The organism is Nocardia sp. CDC160 (assembly GCF_035818795.1).
In the GTDB taxonomy this organism is placed as follows: domain Bacteria; phylum Actinomycetota; class Actinomycetes; order Mycobacteriales; family Mycobacteriaceae; genus Nocardia.
Genome location: NZ_JAYKYT010000002.1, coordinates 457000 through 476530, shown reverse-complemented (window position 1 = coordinate 476530; position 19531 = coordinate 457000). Strand labels below are relative to the sequence as shown.

Below are 19531 nucleotides of genomic sequence, written 5' to 3'. Positions count from 1 at the left end.
GGATGGCAGACACGGACCTGCCGGAGGATCTGGCGCGACTGTGGCGACGACCCACCGGATCCGGCTCCCGCATGGGCCGCCCCGCCGCCCTCGATGTCGACCGCGTGGTGCGCACCGCCGTCGCGCTCGCCGATCGCCAGGGCCTGGCGGGCGTCACCCTCCCCAAGCTCGGCGAGGAGCTCGGCGTCACCGGAATGTCGTTGTACCGCTACGTCGGATCCAAGGACGAACTCCTGATCCTCATGGGCGACACCGCATTCGCCACCGAGTACATCGGCGTCGACGCCGTCGAGTCCTGGCAGGAAGGCATCCAACAGTGGGCGCGCGGCCTCTGGCAGGCCTACCAGGCCCACCGCTGGCTGGCCGACCTCCCGACCTCCGGCCCCCCGCGCGGCCCCAACGCCATCGCCTGGATGGACGCGGGCCTACGCGCCATGCGCCCCCTCCCACTCGACCCCATGACCAAGGTCGGCATCCTCACCTTGGTCAGCGGCTACGTCAACACCTCGGCCCGCATGGCCCAACAACTAGAACAGACCTGGCGTCAATCCGGTCGCATAGACCCGGCCGTAGCCGCCCAACAGTACGGCCGCGAAATGGCCCAACTAGCCACCCCCGACCTCTACCCCGATGCGTCCCAAATCTTCTCCTCCGGCACCTTCGAATCCAACGCAGCCCCCGCCACCACAACCCCCACCGCCCCCGCCGAAGCCAACTTCATCTTCGGCCTGGAAGTCCTCATCCGCGGCATCGAGGCAACAACCTTCCTGAACGCCGCCGAGGGTTAGCGACACCCCAGCGCGGGTAAAAGGCTGTGTGACTGAAAACGCAACCGCCGCACCCACATTCGTACTCGTGCACGGCCTGGCCAGCAATAGTTTCTACTGGGCTCCCGTGGTCCGCGAACTGGCCTTGCTCGGACATCGCAGTCTGCCAGTGGATCTGCCCGGACACGGGCTCGACGCCTCGATACCGCTGTCCTATCAGTCACAGGACATCGCGGCCTTCGCCGCAAGCCCGTCGCCGATGTCGGCAATCGCCGTGCAGGACAATGTCTCTCACGCCATCGATGTGGTGCGAAAGGCGCGCCGCCATGGCCCGGTGATTCTCGTCGGTCATAGCCTCGGCGGCATCACGATCGGGTTGGTCGGCAATGCCATCCCCGAGGCGATCGATCGCCTCGTTTACGTTTCCGCGTTCTGCCCCTCCACCGCGGAGGCTCCCAGCGCCATGGCGCTGAGCCAGACACCCGAGGCCCTGAAGGATGTTCCGGTCCCGAGTCAGGACCATTCGCTGTTCCTGGGCATGGAACCGGTGACTCGCGGCCTCATCCGCTTCAACCTGCGCTCGGCCGATCCCGCTGCGCTGGAGGACTTCCGGCTGACCAATATGCCCGAGGCCACCCTGGAGCAGATGCTCACCGTTATCAACTTCGGCATGCAACCCGAGGACGGCGCGCAGACGAGCTTCGCCGACGCCCGGGTCGAGGCCGAGACGTGGGGACGCATTCCGCGCAGCTTCATCCGACTGACCCGGGACAACGTCATCTCTCCGGCGTTGGCCGCCAAGATGATCGAGGATGCCGACCGGCTGACCCCCGACAATCCATTCGACGTACACAGCCTGGCGGCCGGGCACGTGGGCGTCGTGCTTCAGGCTCGGGAGTTGGCGGCCATCCTCGGTGGGCTGGGTTAGTTGTAGGACTTGGCGATGCCGTCCAGGAGGTGTTCGAGGGTGTCGTAGTCGGGTGGGGTTATCTGGTTGATGAGGTTTGCGTCGACTGGAATCTGGTGGGCGGTGGTTACTTTCGTGAACAGGGTCACGTCGGTGGGGCGGAAGCCGTGGTCGGCGGCGAGGCGCTGGAGGTCGGGGTCGGTGGTGAGGAGTTTGCCGATTTGGTCGCCCTTGTCGGTCAGAGGGACCACCGTGTGTTGGGACATGACGGTGGGGGTTGGGTACATGAGGACCATGTCGGGCTTGAGTTGGTCGTGGGCGGCGGCGTCGACGTACTGGGCCTCGTAGATCCAGGCCATGGGCACCGTGCCCATGCCGTTGGCCAGGTAGTCCTTGAAGGGGCCGTCGCTGCTGGATTCGGTGAAGCCCTGGCGGGTGAACAGGCGCGAAACGCGGGATACCGCATAGTCTTCGGCCTTGGTGCCGCGCACGATGGTGTTGTCATTGGCGACGTAGGCGGTCACCGCCAGGTACATGGCCGCCGAGTTGGAGGTGCGCGGGTCGGTGGTGGAGACCAGCACGTTCTTCGACACCGGATAGGTCGAATTGCCGTCGAGCTGATTCCACTGGACGCCCTTCTCGGCGAGCTGCAGATACTTCTCGATGTCGAAAGTCGTTGTCGCGCCGGTCTGCACGATCCCGGACTGCCCGAGCAGATCCGCGATCGGCTTGAAGGTCGCGATCGCCATGGGGGAGGAGAATGGCACGTACTTGCCGCTCACCCCGCGCTGCCGCTGAATCCGCTCGGCCGCGGCCGAACTCGACGGAAACGCGAAATCGAACCTGCCCAGATCCACCGAGGTGGCGATCTGCCGCGACCCGGCGGGCTCGACCTCCACCTTCAACCCGTGCTTGGCCAGCACCTCGGCCACCCGCGGATCATCGAAGAACGCCGCCTTCTCCGACCCCACCACCCCGCGCACGGTCGTCAACGCGGTCGCGGCGGAGGTCACGGACGGCGAATCCGAATGCCGCACGGCCAAAACCGTCCCGGCGGCCAACACCACGGCCACACCCGCCGCCACCGCACCCAACGCCCGCTTATTCTCCACCAGCCGCACGGGCACGAACCGCCCCGCCACCGCCGCGAAAACACTCGTCGTCTCCGCCGGACCCTCCGGGGAAGCCGCCGCCCCGTCGGACGCCTTCGCCAACTCCACCTGCCCCGCGGTGTTCTTCCCCCGCTTCGGATCCAATTCCCGCCGCGCAATCCGCTCGACGAGAATCGGTACGAACTCGCGCACCGAATGCCCCTCGAACCGCTTGCGAACCGCCCCCACCACGGCCTCCACCCGCTCCGCCGGATGCGCCTCGCCGTAGTCCTCGACCAGTCGGCTGGTCACCTCACGCAGCGCCTTCTCCTCACGCGCAGCATCGACCGCCACAACATCTCCTCGACCTCGCACCGAATGTGATTGCGCGGCAGAAAAATACGAGAAGCCGCGCCGCCAGGACCCTAGTTACCCAGGGTGCCCGGCCACGGTCGGGAACGGAAACGTCACCTACGCCCCGGCGAACTTTCGGTGACGAAGGCCGATCAGGGCTGGCCGGGCAGGGCCGCCGTCGCCGGATTCGTGCCCAGGATGGACTGCCAGGTGGCCAGGCGCACAGCGCATTCGGTGAGCGCCTCGACACCGGTGCGACGCAGATCGGGGTTGTCGGCGCGCTCCACCACCGAGCGCCACGCAGCGGCGGTGTCGGACTCGACAATCACCGCCAGCTTCGCCGACGGAATCGGATCGTTCACCGGAATCGGCGAGGTGTAGGCCGCGGCCGGTTCGGGAACCGTTGCGCCGGAAGCCTTCAGCGCGTCGATGGTGGCGTCGCGGCGGGCCCGGTGGGCCGCGGTGTACTCGGCCACCAGCTTGTCGCGGTCGTGATTGGCGTAGGCGGCGATCACGCCATAGGCGTAGACAGCGGCGTACTCGGCGCTCAACGCATCGATGAGCGCCTGTTCGTCGGTCGTGGTCATGCCAGGAGAACCCCCGCGTGCGTGGCGCAGGACGCGCTGATGGAAGCGAGCAAACCGGCACGGTAGCCGGACAATTGGGTGGCGAGATCGGCGGCCGAACGCTGCGACTGCTGCAACTGGGTGCGCAGGGTGGCCACCGGCGGGGGCGGCACCGGCGCGGCCGGGGTGACCGGCGGGATCCGGCGACTGGGCGTGCTGCCATCGCCGTAAACGCCTATGGCGCGGTCGATTTCGGTGCGCAAAGCGTCGGCGTGCGCGGTGCGCTGGGTCGCGATGGTCTGCAGCGCACCGGCCTTGTCCGGGGAGGTCGCGATGGCGGCGGTCGCGGCGGCGGCATCGGTGCGCGCCGCGGTCTCCTGGGCGATCAGCGGATCCGGCACCGAGGGCTTGTCCTCGGTGCCGCACGCGGCCAGCGCGCCCACGGCCGCCGCGGCGAGCACGCCCCCACCGGCCAGCCGCAGCGCGGCACGACGGTTGCGGGGGGCGAGGGGAGACGGGAAGCCGAATCGGTCCGGCGGGACCGTGAGACCGACGACATCGGCCGGATGGCCGCTCTGACTGCTGGGCACGAATACATGATGCCAGCCGTCGCCGACCGCTTGCTGCGCCAGGGCCGTCGGATAGGCTGTGATCAGGAACGACGGGTAACCGTCATGGGCGCGTCGCACACTGACACGCCGCCCGCACCACAGGGCCGACCATGCCGAACTCGAGCGAGTTCGCTGGTCCTTTACACTCTTTCCGCGCGTTACGCTAGACCTTCGGCCCGGTATTTCGCCGAACACCGACAACTCAACCCGTGACAACTGAACCAGGAGCCGCCCCACATGCCGATGCCGACCGAGGAAAGGGTGAGCCAGCTAGTTGCTGAGCTCGTCGAACGCCGAGGATTCGACCTCGAAGGCGTCGCGATCTCGGCTGCGGGGACAGCGCATTCGAAGGTCACCGTCACCGTCGACAGCGACGGCACCGCCGACCTGGACACCGTCGCGGAATTGAGCACCGAGATCTCGCAGGCCCTCGACGACGCCGGAGACTTCGGCGAGACCCCGTACCTGCTCGAGATCACCACCCCCGGCATCGACCGACCCCTCACCGAACTACGCCACTGGCAGCGCGCCCAGGGCCGCAAGGTGAAGATCGTCCTACGCCCCGGCGCCGAATCACCGGAGGAAAAGGGCAAGACCACGTTCGAGGCCCGGGTGGGCGTCGCCACCGACAGCGAGATCGCCCTGGTCCTCGGCGGCAAGCGGAAGCCACACCGGGTGACGGTGCCGCGGGCCGATATCCAATCCGCCGTCGTCCAAGTGGAATTCAATCCACCCGGCGCGGCCGAACTGGAACTCGCAGGGGGAGTAGCACCGGGCCGTCCCCAGCCCGGCGCTCAGGAGGTATCCGACACCGAAATCGAAAACGAAGCAGCAGCGTCCGATTCACCGACCGAAGGGATCGTGGAATGAACATCGAAATCGAAGCCCTGCGCGCGATTGTCGCCGACAAGGGGATCTCGATGGAGACCGTGATCTCCGCGATCGAGTCCGCCCTACTCACCGCCTACCGGCACACCGAGGGCCACCAGCCCAACGCCCGCATCGACATCAACCAGAAGACCGGTGTCGTGCGCGTGATGGCCCGCGAGCTCGACGCCGACGGCAATGTCATCTCCGAATGGGACGACACCCCCGAGGGTTTCGGCCGCATCGCCGCCACCACCGCCCGCCAGGTCGTGCTGCAGCGGCTGCGCGACGCCGAGAACGAGAAGTCCTTCGGCGAATTCTCCACCCACGAGGGCGATATCGTCGGCGGCGTCGTGCAGCGCGACGCCCGCATGAACGCCCGCGGCACCGTCGTGGTCCGCATCGGCTCGGAAGCCCATGGCGCCGAAGGCGTCATCCCGCCCGCCGAGCAGGTGCCCGGCGAGACCTACGAGCACGGCGACCGCATCAAGTGCTACGTGGTCGGCGTCTCGCGCGGCCCGCGCGGCCCGCAGATCACCCTCTCGCGCACCCACCCGAACCTGGTGCGGCGGCTGTTCGCGCTCGAGGTGCCCGAGATCGCCGACGGCTCGGTCGAAATCGTGGCCGTGGCCCGCGAGGCCGGACACCGCTCCAAGATCGCCGTGCGCTCCACGGTCCCCGGCGTCAACGCCAAGGGCGCGTGCATCGGCCCGATGGGCCAGCGCGTGCGCAATGTGATGAGCGAGCTGGCGGGCGAGAAGATCGACATCATCGACTACGCCGAGGATCCGGCCGCCTTCGTCGGGAATGCTTTGTCGCCCTCGAAGGTTGTCTCCGTCACGATCGTGGATCCCGAGGCCCGCGCGGCGCGGGTGGTGGTCCCGGACTTCCAGCTCTCCCTCGCCATCGGCAAGGAGGGCCAGAATGCCCGCCTGGCGGCCCGGCTCACCGGCTGGCGGATCGACATTCGCTCCGACGCGGCCGCCGATACGCAGGGCGGAGCGCGTCCGGCCGGGGCCGAGCCGTCCCGGGGAGATGCCGCATCGCATCGGGGTGACGCGGCAGCCCATCGGGGTTGATCTTGCCGGAGGCATCCGGCCCGGTCGGTCCCGAGATTTGTGAAACAGACCCCCGGGATGACAGGTTGGTAACTTCCAAGGGGTACGGATGCGGAGATCGGGACGTGACAGCGGTAGAGTGGACGCAGGCTCAGCACGAGTCGTCGGCTTCTCTGCGCGCCGAACGGGTTCATCCAAGATCAGAACCCGTCCGGACCTGCATTGGATGTCGGAGACGCGAGCTGGCTGCCGATCTGATGCGGGTCGTGGCGCAACGCCCTGTTGAAAGTGAACAGGGGTCTGTCGACAGTGGGCAGACAGTTGTGGTCGTTCCGGATCCGCGGCGCAGACTTCCCGGGAGGGGTGCGTGGTTGCACCCCTCGTCGGCTTGTCTGAGCCAAGCAGTTCGGCGCCGAGCAATCGGCAGAGCACTACGAGTGTCCGGACATCTGGATATCTCAGCCCTGGAGCATTACGTAGAGAACAGGCACGAGCACTCATGAGCACACCGTGAAGTCCCAGAAATGATCGGCCTTCGAAATTAGTCGAGGTCGTGCGCGCGTCCCGTCGTGAAACGGGCTGCCGCGCTCGACCTCTGAGTGAGGAGAGCAGTGGCAGGCAAGGCCCGCGTGCACGAGTTGGCTAAAGAACTCGGTGTCACGAGCAAAGAACTACTCGCGCGGCTCAAGGAGCAGGGCGAGTTTGTGAAGTCGGCGAGCTCGACGGTGGAAGCACCCGTCGCGCGCCGACTGCGGGAGTCGTTCCAGGCGAAGAGCGCCCCGGCGAACGGCTCCGCCAAGACGGCCAAGCCCGGACCCAGTACGTCTGAGCGTCCGGCGGCGAAGCCGTCCCCGGCGTCCGGTGGCCCGCGCCCCGGACCCCGTCCCTCGGCCCCCGCGCCGAGCCCCGCGCCCAAGCCCGCGGCGGCACCCGCCGCCGAGGCGGCCCCGGCCGCCCGCGCTGAAGCGCCCAGCCCCGCGTCGGCGGCCCGCCCGGCCCCCGCGCCCAAGCCCGCCGCGCGCGAAAACGCTGCTCCCGCAGCGTCCTCCGCTCCGGCGACCCCCGCGCAGCCGCGTACCGACGCCCCGCGTCCGGCCGCGCCCGCTCCGCGTCCGTCGGCACCGCAGCCGAATGCCGCCGCGGCCCCGAGCCCGTCGGCCGCGCCGCGTCCGGCCGGTCCGAAGCCGGGCCCGAAGCCGCCGCGCGTCGGCAATAACCCGTTCTCGTCGGCTCCGGAGCGTCCCGCTCCGCGTCCGGCTCCCCGTCCGGGTCAGCAGCAGGGTGGACCGCGTCCCGGTCCCGCCCAGGGCGGCCCGCGTCCGGGTCCGCAGGATCGCGGTCCCCGTCCGGGTCAGGATCGTGGCCCGCGTCCGGGTCCCGGTCAGGATCGTGGGCCCCGTCCCGGTCCGGGTCAGGGCGCTCCGCGTCCGGCCGCGGCCGGTCAGGGCGGTCCCCGTCCCGGCGGTCCGCGTCCCAGCCCCGGCTCGATGCCGCCCCGCCCGAACCCGGGTGCCATGCCCGCGCGCGCTCAGCGCCCGGCCGGTCCGGGTGGCGGCGCCGGTCGTCCGCCGCGTCCGGGTGGGCCCGGCCAGGGTGGTCCGCGTCCCGGTGGCGGTGGCGGCGGCTACCGCGGTGGCGGCGCTCCCGGCGCCGGTGCCGGTGCCCCGGGTGCGGGTGGCGCTCCGGGTGGTTTCCGGGGTCGTCCCGGTGGTGGCGGCGGTGGCCGTCCCGGTTCCGGTGGTGGTCGCGGCGGTGCCGCGGGTGCCTTCGGCCGTCCGGGTGGTGCGCCTCGCAAGGGTCGTAAGTCGAAGCGGGCAAAGCGCGCCGAGTACGAGAACCAGCAGGCTCCGATCGCCGGTGGCGTGCGGCTGCCCCGCGGCAACGGTGAGATCGTTCGCCTCGCCCGCGGCGCCTCGCTGTCCGACTTCGCCGAGAAGATCGGTGCCAACCCGGCCGCTCTGGTCCAGGCGCTGTTCAACCTCGGCGAGATGGTGACCGCCACCCAGTCGGTGAACGAGGAGACCCTCGAGCTGCTGGGTTCGGAGATGAACTACGTCGTGAACGTGGTCTCCCCGGAGGACGAGGACCGCGAGCTGCTCGCCAACTTCGACCTCACCTACGGCGAGGACGACGGCGACGAGGACGACCTGCAGGTCCGTCCGCCGGTCGTGACCGTCATGGGTCACGTCGACCACGGTAAGACCCGACTGCTGGACACCATCCGTAAGGCCAACGTCCGTGAGGGCGAGGCCGGTGGCATCACCCAGCACATCGGCGCCTACCAGGTCGAGGCCAATGTCAATGGCGACGACCGACTGATCACCTTCATCGACACCCCCGGTCACGAGGCGTTCACCGCCATGCGTGCCCGTGGTGCGAAGGCCACCGACATCGCGATCCTCGTGGTCGCGGCCGACGACGGCGTCATGCCGCAGACGGTGGAGGCCATCAACCACGCGCAGGCCGCGGACGTGCCGATCGTGGTGGCGGTCAACAAGATCGACAAGGAAGGCGCGAACCCGCAGAAGATTCGCCAGCAGCTGACCGAATACGGTCTGGTGGCCGAGGAATACGGTGGCGACACCATGTTCGTCGACATCTCCGCCAAGCAGGGCACGAACATCGAGCAGCTGCTCGAGGCCGTCGTCCTGACCGCGGACGCGGCGCTGGATCTGCGGGCCAACCCGGACATGGACGCGCAGGGTGTGGCCATCGAGGCCCACCTCGACCGCGGCCGCGGCCCGGTGGCCACCGTCCTCGTCCAGCGCGGCACGCTGCGCGTCGGCGACTCGATCGTGGCGGGCGACGCCTACGGTCGCGTGCGCCGCATGGTCGACGAGCACGGCGACGACGTCGAGGCGGCCCTGCCGTCGCGGCCCGTCCAGGTCATCGGCTTCACCTCGGTGCCAGGCGCGGGTGACAACCTGCTCGTGGTCGAGGAAGACCGCATCGCGCGTCAGATCGCCGATCGCCGCAACGCTCGCAAGCGCAACGCCCTGGCCGCGCGCAGCCGCAAGCGGATCTCCCTGGAAGATCTGGATGCCGCTCTGAAGGAGACCTCGGAGCTGAACCTGATCCTCAAGGGCGACAACTCCGGTACCGTCGAGGCCCTCGAAGAGGCGCTGCTCGGTATCGATGTCGGCGACGAGGTGCGCCTGCGCGTCATCGACCGCGGTGTCGGTGGCGTCACCGAGACCAACGTCAACCTGGCGTCGGCGTCCAACGCGATCATCATCGGCTTCAACGTCCGTGCCGAGGGCAAGGCGACCGAGCTGGCGAACCGCGAAGGCGTGGACATCCGCTACTACTCGGTCATCTACCAGGCGATCGACGAGATCGAGAAGGCCCTCAAGGGTCTGCTCAAGCCGATCTACGAGGAGCACGAGCTGGGTCGGGCGGAGATCCGCCAGATCTTCCGGTCCTCCAAGTTCGGCAATATCGCGGGTTGCTGGGTGCTCTCGGGCTCGGTCAAGCGCAACGCCAAGGCGCGCCTGATCCGCGACAACGTGGTGGTCGCCGAGACCACCATCCAGTCGCTGCGCCGCGAGAAGGACGACGTCACCGAGGTTCGCGAAGGCTACGAGTGCGGTATGACCGTGGGCTTCAACGACATCAAGGATGGCGACATCATCGAGGCCTACGAGCTGCGGGAGAAGCCGCGCGACTAGGAAGCAGTACGCGATCCCGCCGGACCCGTCGTGGTCCGGCGGGGTTGTGCCCCTTCCCTTTCCGGGTAACTGTGCGCGCATTCCCCGGGGCGCGTTCATATGACTGAAAAGATGTTTTTCGGAGCGCTCGAATTCGATATCTTGCTCGGTGATGTGCATTCACTGAAAGAGAAGCGCTCTGTCATCCGCCCCATCATCGCGGACCTGAAACGGTTCGACGTGAGTGTGACCGAGGGCGGAGATCATGACCGGTATCGGCGATCATTGCTCGGTGTGGCAATGGTCAGCTACGGCATGAACCACCTGACCGAGGTGCTGGACAAGTGTGAACGGCACGTCGCCAATCGTCCGGAGTTAGAGTTGCTGTCGGTGCGCCGTCGCATCTTCGGACCCGAAGACTGAAGAAGTGAGGAGGGCTCGCAATGGCTGATCAGGCCCGAGCACGCCGACTCGCAAATCGCATCTCGTCCATCGTCGCCACGGCGATCGAATACGAGATCAAGGATCCGCGACTGCGGTTCGTCACCGTCACCGATGCCAAGGTGACCGGTGATCTGCGTGAGGCGACCATTTACTACACCGTCATGGGCGAGACCATCGACGCCGAGCCCGATTACGCGGAGGCCGCGGCCGGACTGAAGAAGGCCGCGGGCATTCTGCGGTCCAAGGTCGGCGCGGGCACCGGGGTGAAGTTCACCCCGACGCTGGCGTTCAAGCTCGACACCGTGCCGGACGCGGCGCGCGAGATGGAGGAACTGCTGGCCAAGGCCCGCGCCGCCGACTCGCGCGTGGCGCAGGTGGCCGTAGGCGCGAACTACGCCGGTGACGCGAACCCATACAAGTCGGACGAGGACGAAGACGACGAAGCCTGACCTGCCGTGACCCCCGTCGATGTCACCCCTGCCGTCGAGGTTCTCGATGCCGCGAAATCGGTGACGATTCTCTGCCACGTCCAGCCCGACGCCGACACCATCGGCAGTGGACTGGCGCTGGCGCAGGTGTTGCGTCGACGCGGGGTCCCGGTCGTCGTCTCCTTCGCCGAACCGGCCGAGCTGCCGGTGTCCATGCGGTCGCTGCCCGGTACCGAGCTGTTGGTGCGGGCGGATCAGGTGCCGCGTGAGGTCGATGTGCTGGTGTCGGTGGACTGCGGCAGCGTCGGGCGGCTCGGTGTGCTGCGGGACCGAATCGACGGTGCCGCAACGACTTTGGTGATCGACCACCATCGGTCCAATACCCGCTTCGGGCAGGTCAACGTGGTGGACGAGGCCGCCGAATCCACGGCGGGGGTGATCGCCCGCATCCTGGACGCCTGGGGCGAACCCATCGACCGCGATATCGCGCACTGTCTCTTCGCCGGACTGGTCACCGATACGGGCTCGTTCAAATGGACCCGGCCCGGCTCGCACACCCTGGCCGAGCGTCTGCTGGCCACCGGCATCGACGGTGCGGCCATTACGCGCACCCTGATGGACACCCACCCGTTCGCGTGGCTGCGCATGCTCTCGCGGGTGCTGGCGTCGGCGCAACTGGTGTCCGATGCCGCCGCCGGTGCGGGACTGGTCTACGCCGTGGTGCGCCGTGAGGACACCGAGGCCGTCCGGTCCGAGGAGGTGGAGTCGATCATCGATCTGATTCGCACCACCGCCGAGGCCCAGGTCGCGGCGGTCTTCAAGGAGTCGCGCGCCGAATCCGGACACTGGACGGTCTCGTTGCGTTCGCACGCGAATGCCGACGGCAGCCCCGGTGTCGATGTGGCCCGGGTTGCCACCGCACTGGGCGGCGGTGGACACCATTATGCCGCAGGCTATTCCACCGTCGGCGCGGCCCCGGACCTCGTTTCGATCTTGATCGAGGAACTGGCTCGCTCATGACCTGCGATTATCCGATTTTGCTATCGCGTTAATCTCTGGCAAACTCTCCGGCCGAAGTTGTTCATTCGTCCGGAAGTTCGATTCACCATGCTCACGTCACGCATCGCGATGACCCTCGTGGCCGCGGCCGCGATCACCGGAGCGACGGCGGGCACCGCGGGTGCCGTCGATACTCCCGTCCCCGCCATTGCCGCCACTCCCCAGATCGACGCGGCGCAGCAGGCCGAATTGGTCGAGCTGTCCGATCCGTCGACGCTGACCGATCTGCACGAGGGGCAGCGGCGGATGGAGCGGATCACCGACATCCTGACCGGGGCCAAGGATCGGCGCGGCATCTTCGCCGTCTTCTATCGCAATATTCTGCGTGATGCGAACCCGCTGCTGGATGCCGGTGACTTCGACGATCCGCAGTGGGCGCGCGCGGTGAGCTTCGAGTTCTTCCGGACGTATCTGGAGAACCTGCACGGGCATCTGACCGGCGGGCCGGTCACCCAGGGCTGGCAGCGCTACTACGCCATGGCCGCCGATCCGACGCGGTCGGCGGGGCGGGTGGCCGCCGCCGCATTGGACGCGCATCTGCTCGTCGACTTCCCCAAGGCCATTGCCGCCACCGACACCGGGGTCGATCACACCCGGGACTTCTTCACCATCGGCGATTCGCTGATCAACACCACCGATCGCATTACCGACGAGTTGAGCGCGCTCTACGGGGCGAAACTGGCGGGGTTCTTCCACCTGTACTTCGTCGGACGCACGGCGGATGTCGTTCTCGGGCAGGGCAATACCAGCTACGTCATGTTCCAGAGTGTGCGCGGGACCGCGCTGGCCTCCGGTATCGCCATGCGGGACGCCGCGACACGACGTCCCGCCGAGGCGAGCATGCGGGAGCTGTACAACCTGGCCGAATCGGTGTTCAACGGACTGGAAGCCGTCGGCCAGATCTGAACCGCCGGAAGGGGATTCAGTCCGGCAGGCCGAAAATGGTGACGCCCTTGGGGGTCTCCACCCGGTAGCCGAGACTGATGGCGGTCGTCGCCTGCGGGGCGAGATCCTGTTTCCAGGTGAGGATTCCGAGATCGTCGCGGCTGGCCGGGGTCGGCTTCAGGACCGTTTCCTTGACGGTGACCGAGGTGTCGTGGGCTACCGGGAGGCGGTCCAGGACGGTGACCGTGGTGGGGCGCGCGCCGTGGTTGGCGACGGTGATCGAGTACTCCATTTCGATGCGACGGGACGAGCCGAGGGTGGCCTTGGAGACATTGCGGCGCACCAGTTCTCGCTCCACCCGGATGCGGTCGTCGACGCCGAGGGCGAGTTCGCGCTCCTCGCCGGGGGCCCAGATGTCGAGGGTGGTGGCGCCGACGTATTCGCTGTCGTTGAACAGGGAGGCGCGGCCGCGGGGGAGGGTGTGCTCGGAGGTGTTGCGGGCGGTGGCGCGCAGGATGGCCTCGGGGGAGCGGCTGGGGGCGGTGACGTGATCCAGGTCGGCCTCCAGGTCGAGGGCCGTGATGAGGGTGCGGTGTTCGGTGCCGTCGGAGGCGATGGCCACCGGGCGCTGCGGTGAATAGGTCGCGGCGGTCGCGCCGTGCTCGACGGTGGTGACGGCCTCGCGGACCTTGGGCGCGGGCGGGGGAGTCGGCATGGCACCGGCGGGGGCGGCCGCGGCGAGCATCGCTGGGGGAGCGGCACCGTCGAGGTCGTCCGAAAGGGCACGCCGCGCACGGCGTTTCGGCTCGGGCGGGGTGGTGCTCAGGTACCAGGGGTCCAGTTCGGGGATGTCGAGGGCGACGGCCGGGCGGGCGGTCGACAAGTCGAGGCGGCATTCGGGCCAGTCCTCGCCGGTCCGCTGGCTGACCAGGCCGAACCAGCGCAGGGACAGGCCCTTGTCGTCGATGCGCAGGTCATAGGTGCTCGACCAGGTCGCGCCGGGCACCACGTAGGACAGCTCCAGTTCGGCGGTTGTCGGTTCGGCCGCGTCGACGGCAATGATCGCGGTGCGGATATCGGGCCGGTTCTTGCGACCCAGGTCCGCCAGCTGCCGTTCGAGCGAGTTCTTCTCGCGAATCTTGTCCTGCCGCACGCGGGCTCGCTCGCGGCGTCCGGCGTGAATCGCGGCGTACTGCGCCTCGAGACTATCGCCGAACGCGACCACCCGCTCGTCCGAGGCCTTCGCCAACGGCCCGGCCGACTTGTGGACCAGCCGCTGCAGGAATTCGACGCGGGCATCCGCGGCCTTGTCCGCATCGGCGAGCTCGGTCAACGCCACCTCGACCGCATCCCGGCGCGCGGTCAGCTCCGTCACCTGCTCATCACTCGGTTCCGGCTGCCGCTCGGTCACAATGTCCACCCCGAGCACCGTCACCTCCCCCCGCCCCGCCACCCGAATCGAATCCCGCAGTAGCTCCACCGGCAGCGGCGAAACCCTCACCCGATGCTCACCCGCCTCCAACATCGCCTTCCCCGACCGGGTCACCCGCGCCCGATCCGGATACACCGTCACCGCCGCAATAGCTGTCTCGAGATCCACCATGCGCCCAGCCTGCCCGACCACCCACCCCCAGTCGACGAAAATCCCCCCACCACCACCCCCACCCCGGAGAGTCGCCCCACCCGCGGGTCGAGCCGACCGGTCGCCCACCCGACCACGAGCATGCATTCTGGCAGGAGTCTTCTCGGCCGATGCCTGCTGAATTGCATGCTCGTGGGTTAGCGAGGGGTGTCGGGGGCGTGTGGGATGGTGGGCGGATGAGCAGCACCGAGGTTTTCGGCGACGCGGGCGAGGATCCCGGATCTATCGAGAGGGCCGAGGCGGCCGCCCGCGGGCTTGGGGCCGAGGTCGCGCAGCGCGGGGCCGAAGCTGCGGCAGCTGGGCCGCGACGGATTCTGGGGATCGCCATCCCGACGTTGGGGGTGCTTGTCGCCGAGCCGATTTATCTGCTCTTCGATATGGCTGTCGTGGGGCGGTTGGGGGCGTTGGCGTTGGCGGGGTTGGCCGTGGGTGGGTTGATTTTGGCGCAGGTTAGTTCGCAGTTGACGTTTTTGAGTTATGGGACGACGGCGCGGGCTTCGCGGCGGCATGGGGCGGGGGATGAGCGGGGGGCCGTGGTGGAGGGGGTGCAGGCCAGTTGGATCGCGGTGGGGGTGGGGGTGGCGATTGTGGTGGTGGCGCAGGTGTTCGCGGGGCCGATTACGCGGGCCATTGCGGGTGGGGATGATATTGCGCGGGCGGCGGAGTCGTGGGTGCGGATCGCGTTGTTCGGGGTGCCGTTGATTCTGTTGTCGATGGCGGGGAACGGGTGGATGCGCGGGGTGCAGCAGACTCGGCGGCCCTTGATGTATGTGGTTGCGGGGCTGGTGGTTTCGGGGATCTTGTGCCCGACGCTGGTGCATGGGCTGTTGGGTGCGCCGCGCATGGAGTTGGAGGGGTCGGCGGTCGCGAATCTGGTGGGGCAGGCGATTTCGGGTGGGCTGTTCGTGAGTGCGCTGTGGCGGGCGAAGGTTCCGCTCGCGCCGCACCTCGAGATCATGAAGGCGCAGTTGGTGCTCGGGCGGGATCTGATCGCGCGGAGCCTCGCCTTTCAGGCGTCGTTCGTGTCGGCGGCCGCGGTGGCCTCTCGCTTCGGCGCGGCTTCGGTCGCCGCCCACCAGCTGGTATTGCAGATCTGGAATTTCCTTGCCCTGACCCTGGATTCGCTCGCCATAGCCGCGCAAACCCTCGTGGGTGCCGCCCTGGGAGCCGGAAACGCGCGCGGCGCACAGGGTTTGGCCCGCCGCATCACCTCCTGGTCGACCACCTTCTCCGTCGCCCTGGCCGCGATCTTCGCGGCCGGATACTCCGTCATCCCCCGCCTGTTCACCGACGACCCCTCGGTCCTCGACCGAACCCACGTGGTCTGGTGGTATTTCGTCGCCATGATCCCCGTCGCGGGCATCGTCTTCGCCCTCGACGGCGTCCTCCTCGGCGCGGGCGACGCCGCCTTCCTCCGCAACGCCACCCTAGCCTCCGCCCTGATCGGCTTCCTCCCCCTGATCTGGCTCTCCCTCGCCTACAACTGGGGCATAGGCGGCATCTGGACCGGCCTGGTCGCCTTCATGCTCCTGCGCCTGATCGCCGTGAGCTGGCGCGCCCTCTCCGGCCGCTGGGCCCAGGTCGGTGCCGAGGTACCGCGCCGGGCCGCGTGACCCCGTATCACCCTGTGGTCCAGGGGCTTTCACCCAGCAGGGCGCGCAGCGCCGAGTCGCCGATCCGCCGCAGGTCCTGGCGGCTGCGCCCCGCCGCGGCCTGGACGGCAATGCCGTCGGAGATCGTGTGGACGAGTGCCGCCAGGGTCGCCGCATCCTGGTGCGGCGGCAGGTCGGTGGCCTGCTCGAGCCGCCTGCGCAGAGCCGTCTCCCCGGCCTTGCGAACCTTCGCGGCCTCCCGCCGCGCGGACTCGGCATCGGGTCGACTGGCCTGAACGGTCTTGACGCACAGGCAACCCCGGGGCGTGTCCTTACCCGCGGTCAGGCCGATGGCCCCGTGGATCAATCGCTCGATGACCTCGCGGCCGGTGGGAGCGTCCAAGGCCGCGGCGGCGTATGCGCCCGGGCCATCGAGGTAGCGGGCTAGCACCCTACCGAAGAGCTCCTCTTTGTTGCCGAAGGCGGCGTACAGGCTGGGCTTGTTGATGCCCATGGCCGCGGTCAGGTCTGTCAGTGAGGTGCCTTCGAAGCCGTTGTGCCAGAACACTTCCAGTGCGCGTTCGAGTGCGGTGTCCGCGTCGAACGAGCGGGGGCGTCCGCCCGGCATGCCGTCCTCCGTGATTCTCTCCAGGTTTTTTTACCTATCGGTACATTACCTCTTGCGACTCCGGCCCGCGCCCCTTAGTTTCTTACCGGACGGTACATAACTAGGGAGTGTGCGCATGATCCGAGCCGGAGTCGTCGGGGCCAGTGGGTGGGCCGACAATTCACATCTGCCAGCGTTGACCGCGCTCGAGGAGTTCGAGGTGACCGCGGTCGCGACCACCAATCAGGCCAGCGCCGATCGGGTGGCCGCCGCCCATGGTGTTCGATACGCCTTCGCCACGGCGGGAGAACTGGTCTCGCATCCCGAGGTCGATCTGGTGGTGGTCTCGGTGAAGGCCTCCGGGCATGCGGCCGTGATTCGGGCGGCGCTCGACGCGGGTAAGCACGTCGTCTCCGAGTGGCCGCTGGGCGTCGACGCCGACGAGGCCGAAGGGCTGGTCGAGGCCGCCACCGCCGCGGGGGTCGTCCACGCGGTCGTGCTTCAGGGCCATCACTCGCCGAGTGCGAGGTTCGTAGCAGATCTGCTGGCGGACAACCGAATCGGGAAGCTCGAATCGGTCGTGCTCATCGCCGAAGGCGCGCCCTGGGGCGGTGATCGCATCTGGCCGGAACTGGTTTTCGGTCTCGACCCCGCCGAGGGATCGAATGTCCTCACCATCATGGCCGGTCACTTCCTGGCCGCGCTCGAGCGCGTGGCGGGCCCGTTGACCGAGGTCTCGGCGCGGCTGCCGCGCACGCACGACCGCGTGCTGGTCGCCGGGACGGATCGGACCGTGCCCAATGCCACGCCCAGCCATGTGCTGCTGCACGGAGTGCTGGCGGACGGCGCCACCGCGTCCGTCGCGGTGCACGGTGGCAATGGACCCGCCCGATACGGGTTCCGGCTCGAATTCGTCGGCAGCGCTGCGACATTGACCGCCACCCCGGTCGAGCCCGGGAGCTTCATCCACTGGGGCGACTGGGAGATCCGGATCGGCGACGAGGTACTCGCCGTGCCCGACGGGTATCGCACCGTCCCCGCAGGGGTCCGGTCCGGACCACCGGCCAATATCGCGGCCCTCTATCAGGAGGTCGCCCGCGCGATTGCCGAAGGGCGGCAACCGCATCCGAGTTTCGAGACCGGCCTGCGCCAGCATCGGCTCCTGGCCGCGATCGAGCGATCCGCGGCCGAGGGAGCGGTGCAGAAGGTTTCCTGATTGGCGTCAGTCGGCGGAGCCGTTGGCCTGGGCGGCAGCCTGTTTGGCGAGGTTTTCGGCGACCTCGGCCTGCCAGTTCTTGTTGGCGTGGGTGGTGTCGACCTCGTATTCGAAGCGGTCGGTCATTTCGGGTTTGATGTCGGCTACGTCGACGTAGAACTGTTCGTACCAGCGGCGGTGTTGGTAGACGGGGCCGTCCTCTTGGGTGAGGAGGGGGTTGTCGATGCGGGTTTTGTGTTTCCAGATTTCGACGTCTTGGAGGAAGCCGACGCCGAAGCTTTTGCCGAAGGCTTTGGCGAGCTTTTCGGATTTCTCCGGTGGGAGGCCCTTGATGCGTTGGACGCTCACGCCCCATTGCAGGACAAAGGAATTGTGGGTGACGGGGTAGTGGCAGTTGATGAGTGCCACCTCGACGGTGTTGTCGCCGAAGTCGTTGTGCAGGTAGTTGATCATGTAGGAGGGGCCGAAATACGAAGCCTCCGAACGCAGGAGCGACATCTCCTGTGAGTAGTTGGACTTCGCGTGAATGTCGGGGCGGCCCTTGGAATGCAGGTACTGGGTGGCGACGTGGCCTTCGAACACATTCTTGAAGTACACCGGGTACGCGAAGTGAATGTAGAAGAAGTGCGCCATATCGACGTTGTTGTCGATGATTTCGCGGCAGTGCGCGCCCTCGATGAGCAGGCTGTTCCAGTCCCAGTCGCTCCACTCGTCGGTCTCGATGCCCTCGATGTGGGGTATGGCGACCTCGGGTGGCGGCGGATTGCCCTCGGGATCGTTCCACACGAAGAACTGGCCGTTTTCCTCGCAGGTGATCCAGGATCTGGTGCGCGCCAAGGGCGGAACGCGGCGGGCGTACGGAATGGCGGCGCATTTGCCGTCCCCGCGCCAACGCCAATCGTGGAACGGGCAGGCGATATTGTCGTCCTTGACGCTGCCGTAGGACAGGTCCGCGCCCATGTGGCGGCAGTAGCCGTCGAGGGCGTGTATCTCGCCCTTGCTGTCGGACCAGATCACCAGTTTGGTGCCGAAGGCATTGATCGAGTGCGGTTGTCCGTCCCGAAAGGTCTCGGCGAGCCCGAGGCAGTGCCAGCCGCGGGCGAACCTCGTCATCGGCTCGCCGACATCGATGCTCCGATAGTGCTGACTCATGCGCGTCCTCCGTGCTCGAGGGTCCCCTCGACCGAGGCTAAGCACTGCCGCTTAGTAGAACAAGTGTCAGTTTGTTGGAGCCTCGGATCAGGACCTGCGGTAACGGCGCACAACGACTTTCGCGGGACGAATGGAGCGATCCCCGACGGTCAGACCCGGTTGGATCACCGACTCGACGGTCCGATCGGCGTCCTTGTCGTCGGTGTCGGTGAGTTCGGCGGCCTCCATGACATCCGGATCGAAGGCCGCGCCGCGGAACGGCGTCACCAATTGGCCGCCGCGCTCGGTGAGCATGCGCTCGACGCGTCTGCTGATGGCCTCGAAACCCGGGCGGTCGGCCTCGGAATTGGAGGTGGAGGCGAAGGTCTGGGCCAGGCCGTGCAGGGCGAACAGATCGCGAACGAGGGGTGCGTCGGCCTCGGCGCGCTCATCGCGGATCTTCACCTTCGCCTCATCGGCTAGTCGCTCGATGGTGGCGGCCTGTCTGGCAATGACCCGCGCGAGGTCGTCGATGCGTTCGGTAATGCGGTCGAGAGACGTCGAGGACACCTCGGTAGTAGTGGGGACCTCGGTAACAGCGGCCGCCGGGGCTGGATCGGTCATGCTCGAACCATAGACCCAGCGGTCGGCGCTGACTG

The 19531-nt window shown here is 67.9% G+C and carries 19 protein-coding genes; 12 read left to right on the top strand and 7 right to left on the bottom strand.

The features are described 5' to 3' along the window. The first annotated feature begins 2 nt into the window (after nt 1-2). Nucleotides 3-788 (top strand): TetR/AcrR family transcriptional regulator, encoded by a 786-nt coding sequence (locus VMT40_RS09625; RefSeq protein ID WP_326357633.1) that lies wholly within the window; start codon nt 3-5, stop codon nt 786-788. A gap of 28 nt (nt 789-816) precedes the next feature. Next, entirely contained in the window at nt 817-1695 is an 879-nt protein-coding gene (locus VMT40_RS09620) for an alpha/beta hydrolase (protein WP_326357632.1), read from the top strand. Here the strand turns inward: VMT40_RS09620 and VMT40_RS09615 are convergent. From VMT40_RS09615 to VMT40_RS09605, 3 genes are all read right to left on the bottom strand, one after another. Continuing rightward, a complete protein-coding gene (locus VMT40_RS09615; RefSeq protein WP_326357631.1) occupies nt 1692-3119 on the bottom strand; it encodes a three-helix bundle dimerization domain-containing protein in 1428 nt (475 codons plus the stop codon). The two genes, VMT40_RS09620 and VMT40_RS09615, sit on opposite strands and share 4 nt — an antisense overlap. Before the next feature lie 152 nt (nt 3120-3271). Continuing rightward, nucleotides 3272-3706 (bottom strand): ferritin-like domain-containing protein, encoded by a 435-nt coding sequence (locus VMT40_RS09610; protein ID WP_326357630.1) that lies wholly within the window; start codon nt 3704-3706, stop codon nt 3272-3274. Then, a complete protein-coding gene (locus tag VMT40_RS09605; protein ID WP_326357629.1) occupies nt 3703-4275 on the bottom strand; it encodes a hypothetical protein in 573 nt (190 codons plus the stop codon). The genes VMT40_RS09610 and VMT40_RS09605 overlap by 4 nt, the downstream gene beginning before the upstream one ends. Before the next feature lie 258 nt (nt 4276-4533). Between VMT40_RS09605 and rimP the strand changes: the two genes are divergently transcribed. From rimP to VMT40_RS09565, 8 genes are all read left to right on the top strand, one after another. Further along, a complete protein-coding gene (rimP, locus tag VMT40_RS09600) occupies nt 4534-5166 on the top strand; it encodes a ribosome maturation factor RimP (RefSeq protein ID WP_326357628.1) in 633 nt (210 codons plus the stop codon). After that, nucleotides 5163-6242: a transcription termination factor NusA gene (nusA, locus tag VMT40_RS09595; protein ID WP_326357627.1), complete on the top strand. Its 1080-nt coding sequence runs from the start codon at nt 5163-5165 to the stop codon at nt 6240-6242. Before rimP ends, nusA begins: the two co-directional genes overlap by 4 nt. A gap of 152 nt (nt 6243-6394) precedes the next feature. Then, nucleotides 6395-6724 (top strand): YlxR family protein, encoded by a 330-nt coding sequence (locus VMT40_RS09590; RefSeq protein ID WP_326358557.1) that lies wholly within the window; start codon nt 6395-6397, stop codon nt 6722-6724. Between the two features lie 108 nt (nt 6725-6832). After that, nucleotides 6833-9889, top strand: coding sequence for a translation initiation factor IF-2 (gene infB, locus VMT40_RS09585; protein WP_326357626.1), 3057 nt, complete (start codon nt 6833-6835; stop codon nt 9887-9889). 111 nt (nt 9890-10000) lie between these two features. Continuing rightward, nucleotides 10001-10291, top strand: a complete 291-nt coding sequence (locus tag VMT40_RS09580) for a DUF503 domain-containing protein (RefSeq protein WP_326309182.1) — start codon at nt 10001-10003, stop codon at nt 10289-10291. 20 nt (nt 10292-10311) lie between these two features. Then, nucleotides 10312-10761, top strand: coding sequence for a 30S ribosome-binding factor RbfA (gene rbfA, locus VMT40_RS09575; RefSeq protein ID WP_326357625.1), 450 nt, complete (start codon nt 10312-10314; stop codon nt 10759-10761). A 6-nt stretch (nt 10762-10767) separates the two neighbouring features. Next, a complete protein-coding gene (locus tag VMT40_RS09570; RefSeq protein WP_326357624.1) occupies nt 10768-11760 on the top strand; it encodes a DHH family phosphoesterase in 993 nt (330 codons plus the stop codon). 87 nt (nt 11761-11847) lie between these two features. Beyond that, nucleotides 11848-12705 (top strand): DUF5995 family protein, encoded by an 858-nt coding sequence (locus tag VMT40_RS09565; protein ID WP_326357623.1) that lies wholly within the window; start codon nt 11848-11850, stop codon nt 12703-12705. Nucleotides 12706-12721: 16 nt separating this feature from the next. Here the strand turns inward: VMT40_RS09565 and VMT40_RS09560 are convergent, their stop codons facing one another. Further along, nucleotides 12722-14287, bottom strand: a complete 1566-nt coding sequence (locus VMT40_RS09560) for a mucoidy inhibitor MuiA family protein (RefSeq protein WP_326357622.1) — start codon at nt 14285-14287, stop codon at nt 12722-12724. A 215-nt stretch (nt 14288-14502) separates the two neighbouring features. Between VMT40_RS09560 and VMT40_RS09555 the strand changes: the two genes are divergently transcribed. Next, nucleotides 14503-15939, top strand: coding sequence for an MATE family efflux transporter (locus tag VMT40_RS09555; protein ID WP_326357621.1), 1437 nt, complete (start codon nt 14503-14505; stop codon nt 15937-15939). A gap of 7 nt (nt 15940-15946) precedes the next feature. On the opposite strand, the gene VMT40_RS09550 is transcribed toward VMT40_RS09555, so the two are convergent. Next, nucleotides 15947-16546: a TetR/AcrR family transcriptional regulator gene (locus tag VMT40_RS09550; protein WP_326357620.1), complete on the bottom strand. Its 600-nt coding sequence runs from the start codon at nt 16544-16546 to the stop codon at nt 15947-15949. A gap of 115 nt (nt 16547-16661) precedes the next feature. On the opposite strand from VMT40_RS09550, the gene VMT40_RS09545 reads away from it, so the two are divergent. Then, a complete protein-coding gene (locus VMT40_RS09545) occupies nt 16662-17741 on the top strand; it encodes a Gfo/Idh/MocA family protein (RefSeq protein ID WP_326357619.1) in 1080 nt (359 codons plus the stop codon). A gap of 6 nt (nt 17742-17747) precedes the next feature. Here the strand turns inward: VMT40_RS09545 and VMT40_RS09540 are convergent, their stop codons facing one another. After that, the gene (locus tag VMT40_RS09540; protein ID WP_326357618.1) at nt 17748-18893 is read right to left on the bottom strand and encodes a Rieske 2Fe-2S domain-containing protein; all 1146 of its coding nucleotides are present in this window, start codon (nt 18891-18893) and stop codon (nt 17748-17750) included. A gap of 87 nt (nt 18894-18980) precedes the next feature. Next, on the bottom strand, nt 18981-19496 hold the full coding sequence (grpE, locus tag VMT40_RS09535; RefSeq protein ID WP_326357617.1) for a nucleotide exchange factor GrpE: 516 nt from the start codon (nt 19494-19496) through the stop codon (nt 18981-18983). Nucleotides 19497-19531: the final 35 nt, after the last annotated feature.

What these genes read in the sequence shown, in the direction of transcription:
- VMT40_RS09560 (WP_326357622.1), bottom strand. Translation starts at nt 14,287, where the DNA reads ATGGTGGATCTCGAGACAGCTATTGCGGCGGTGACGGTGTATCCGGAT.
- nusA (WP_326357627.1), top strand. Translation starts at nt 5,163, where the DNA reads ATGAACATCGAAATCGAAGCCCTGCGCGCGATTGTCGCCGACAAGGGG.
- rbfA (WP_326357625.1), top strand. Translation starts at nt 10,312, where the DNA reads ATGGCTGATCAGGCCCGAGCACGCCGACTCGCAAATCGCATCTCGTCC.
- rimP (WP_326357628.1), top strand. Translation starts at nt 4,534, where the DNA reads ATGCCGATGCCGACCGAGGAAAGGGTGAGCCAGCTAGTTGCTGAGCTC.
- grpE (WP_326357617.1), bottom strand. Translation starts at nt 19,496, where the DNA reads ATGACCGATCCAGCCCCGGCGGCCGCTGTTACCGAGGTCCCCACTACT.
- VMT40_RS09580 (WP_326309182.1), top strand. Translation starts at nt 10,001, where the DNA reads ATGTTTTTCGGAGCGCTCGAATTCGATATCTTGCTCGGTGATGTGCAT.
- VMT40_RS09545 (WP_326357619.1), top strand. Translation starts at nt 16,662, where the DNA reads ATGATCCGAGCCGGAGTCGTCGGGGCCAGTGGGTGGGCCGACAATTCA.
- VMT40_RS09550 (WP_326357620.1), bottom strand. Translation starts at nt 16,546, where the DNA reads ATGCCGGGCGGACGCCCCCGCTCGTTCGACGCGGACACCGCACTCGAA.
- VMT40_RS09625 (WP_326357633.1), top strand. Translation starts at nt 3, where the DNA reads ATGGCAGACACGGACCTGCCGGAGGATCTGGCGCGACTGTGGCGACGA.
- VMT40_RS09610 (WP_326357630.1), bottom strand. Translation starts at nt 3,706, where the DNA reads ATGACCACGACCGACGAACAGGCGCTCATCGATGCGTTGAGCGCCGAG.
- VMT40_RS09555 (WP_326357621.1), top strand. Translation starts at nt 14,503, where the DNA reads ATGAGCAGCACCGAGGTTTTCGGCGACGCGGGCGAGGATCCCGGATCT.
- VMT40_RS09540 (WP_326357618.1), bottom strand. Translation starts at nt 18,893, where the DNA reads ATGAGTCAGCACTATCGGAGCATCGATGTCGGCGAGCCGATGACGAGG.
- VMT40_RS09565 (WP_326357623.1), top strand. Translation starts at nt 11,848, where the DNA reads ATGCTCACGTCACGCATCGCGATGACCCTCGTGGCCGCGGCCGCGATC.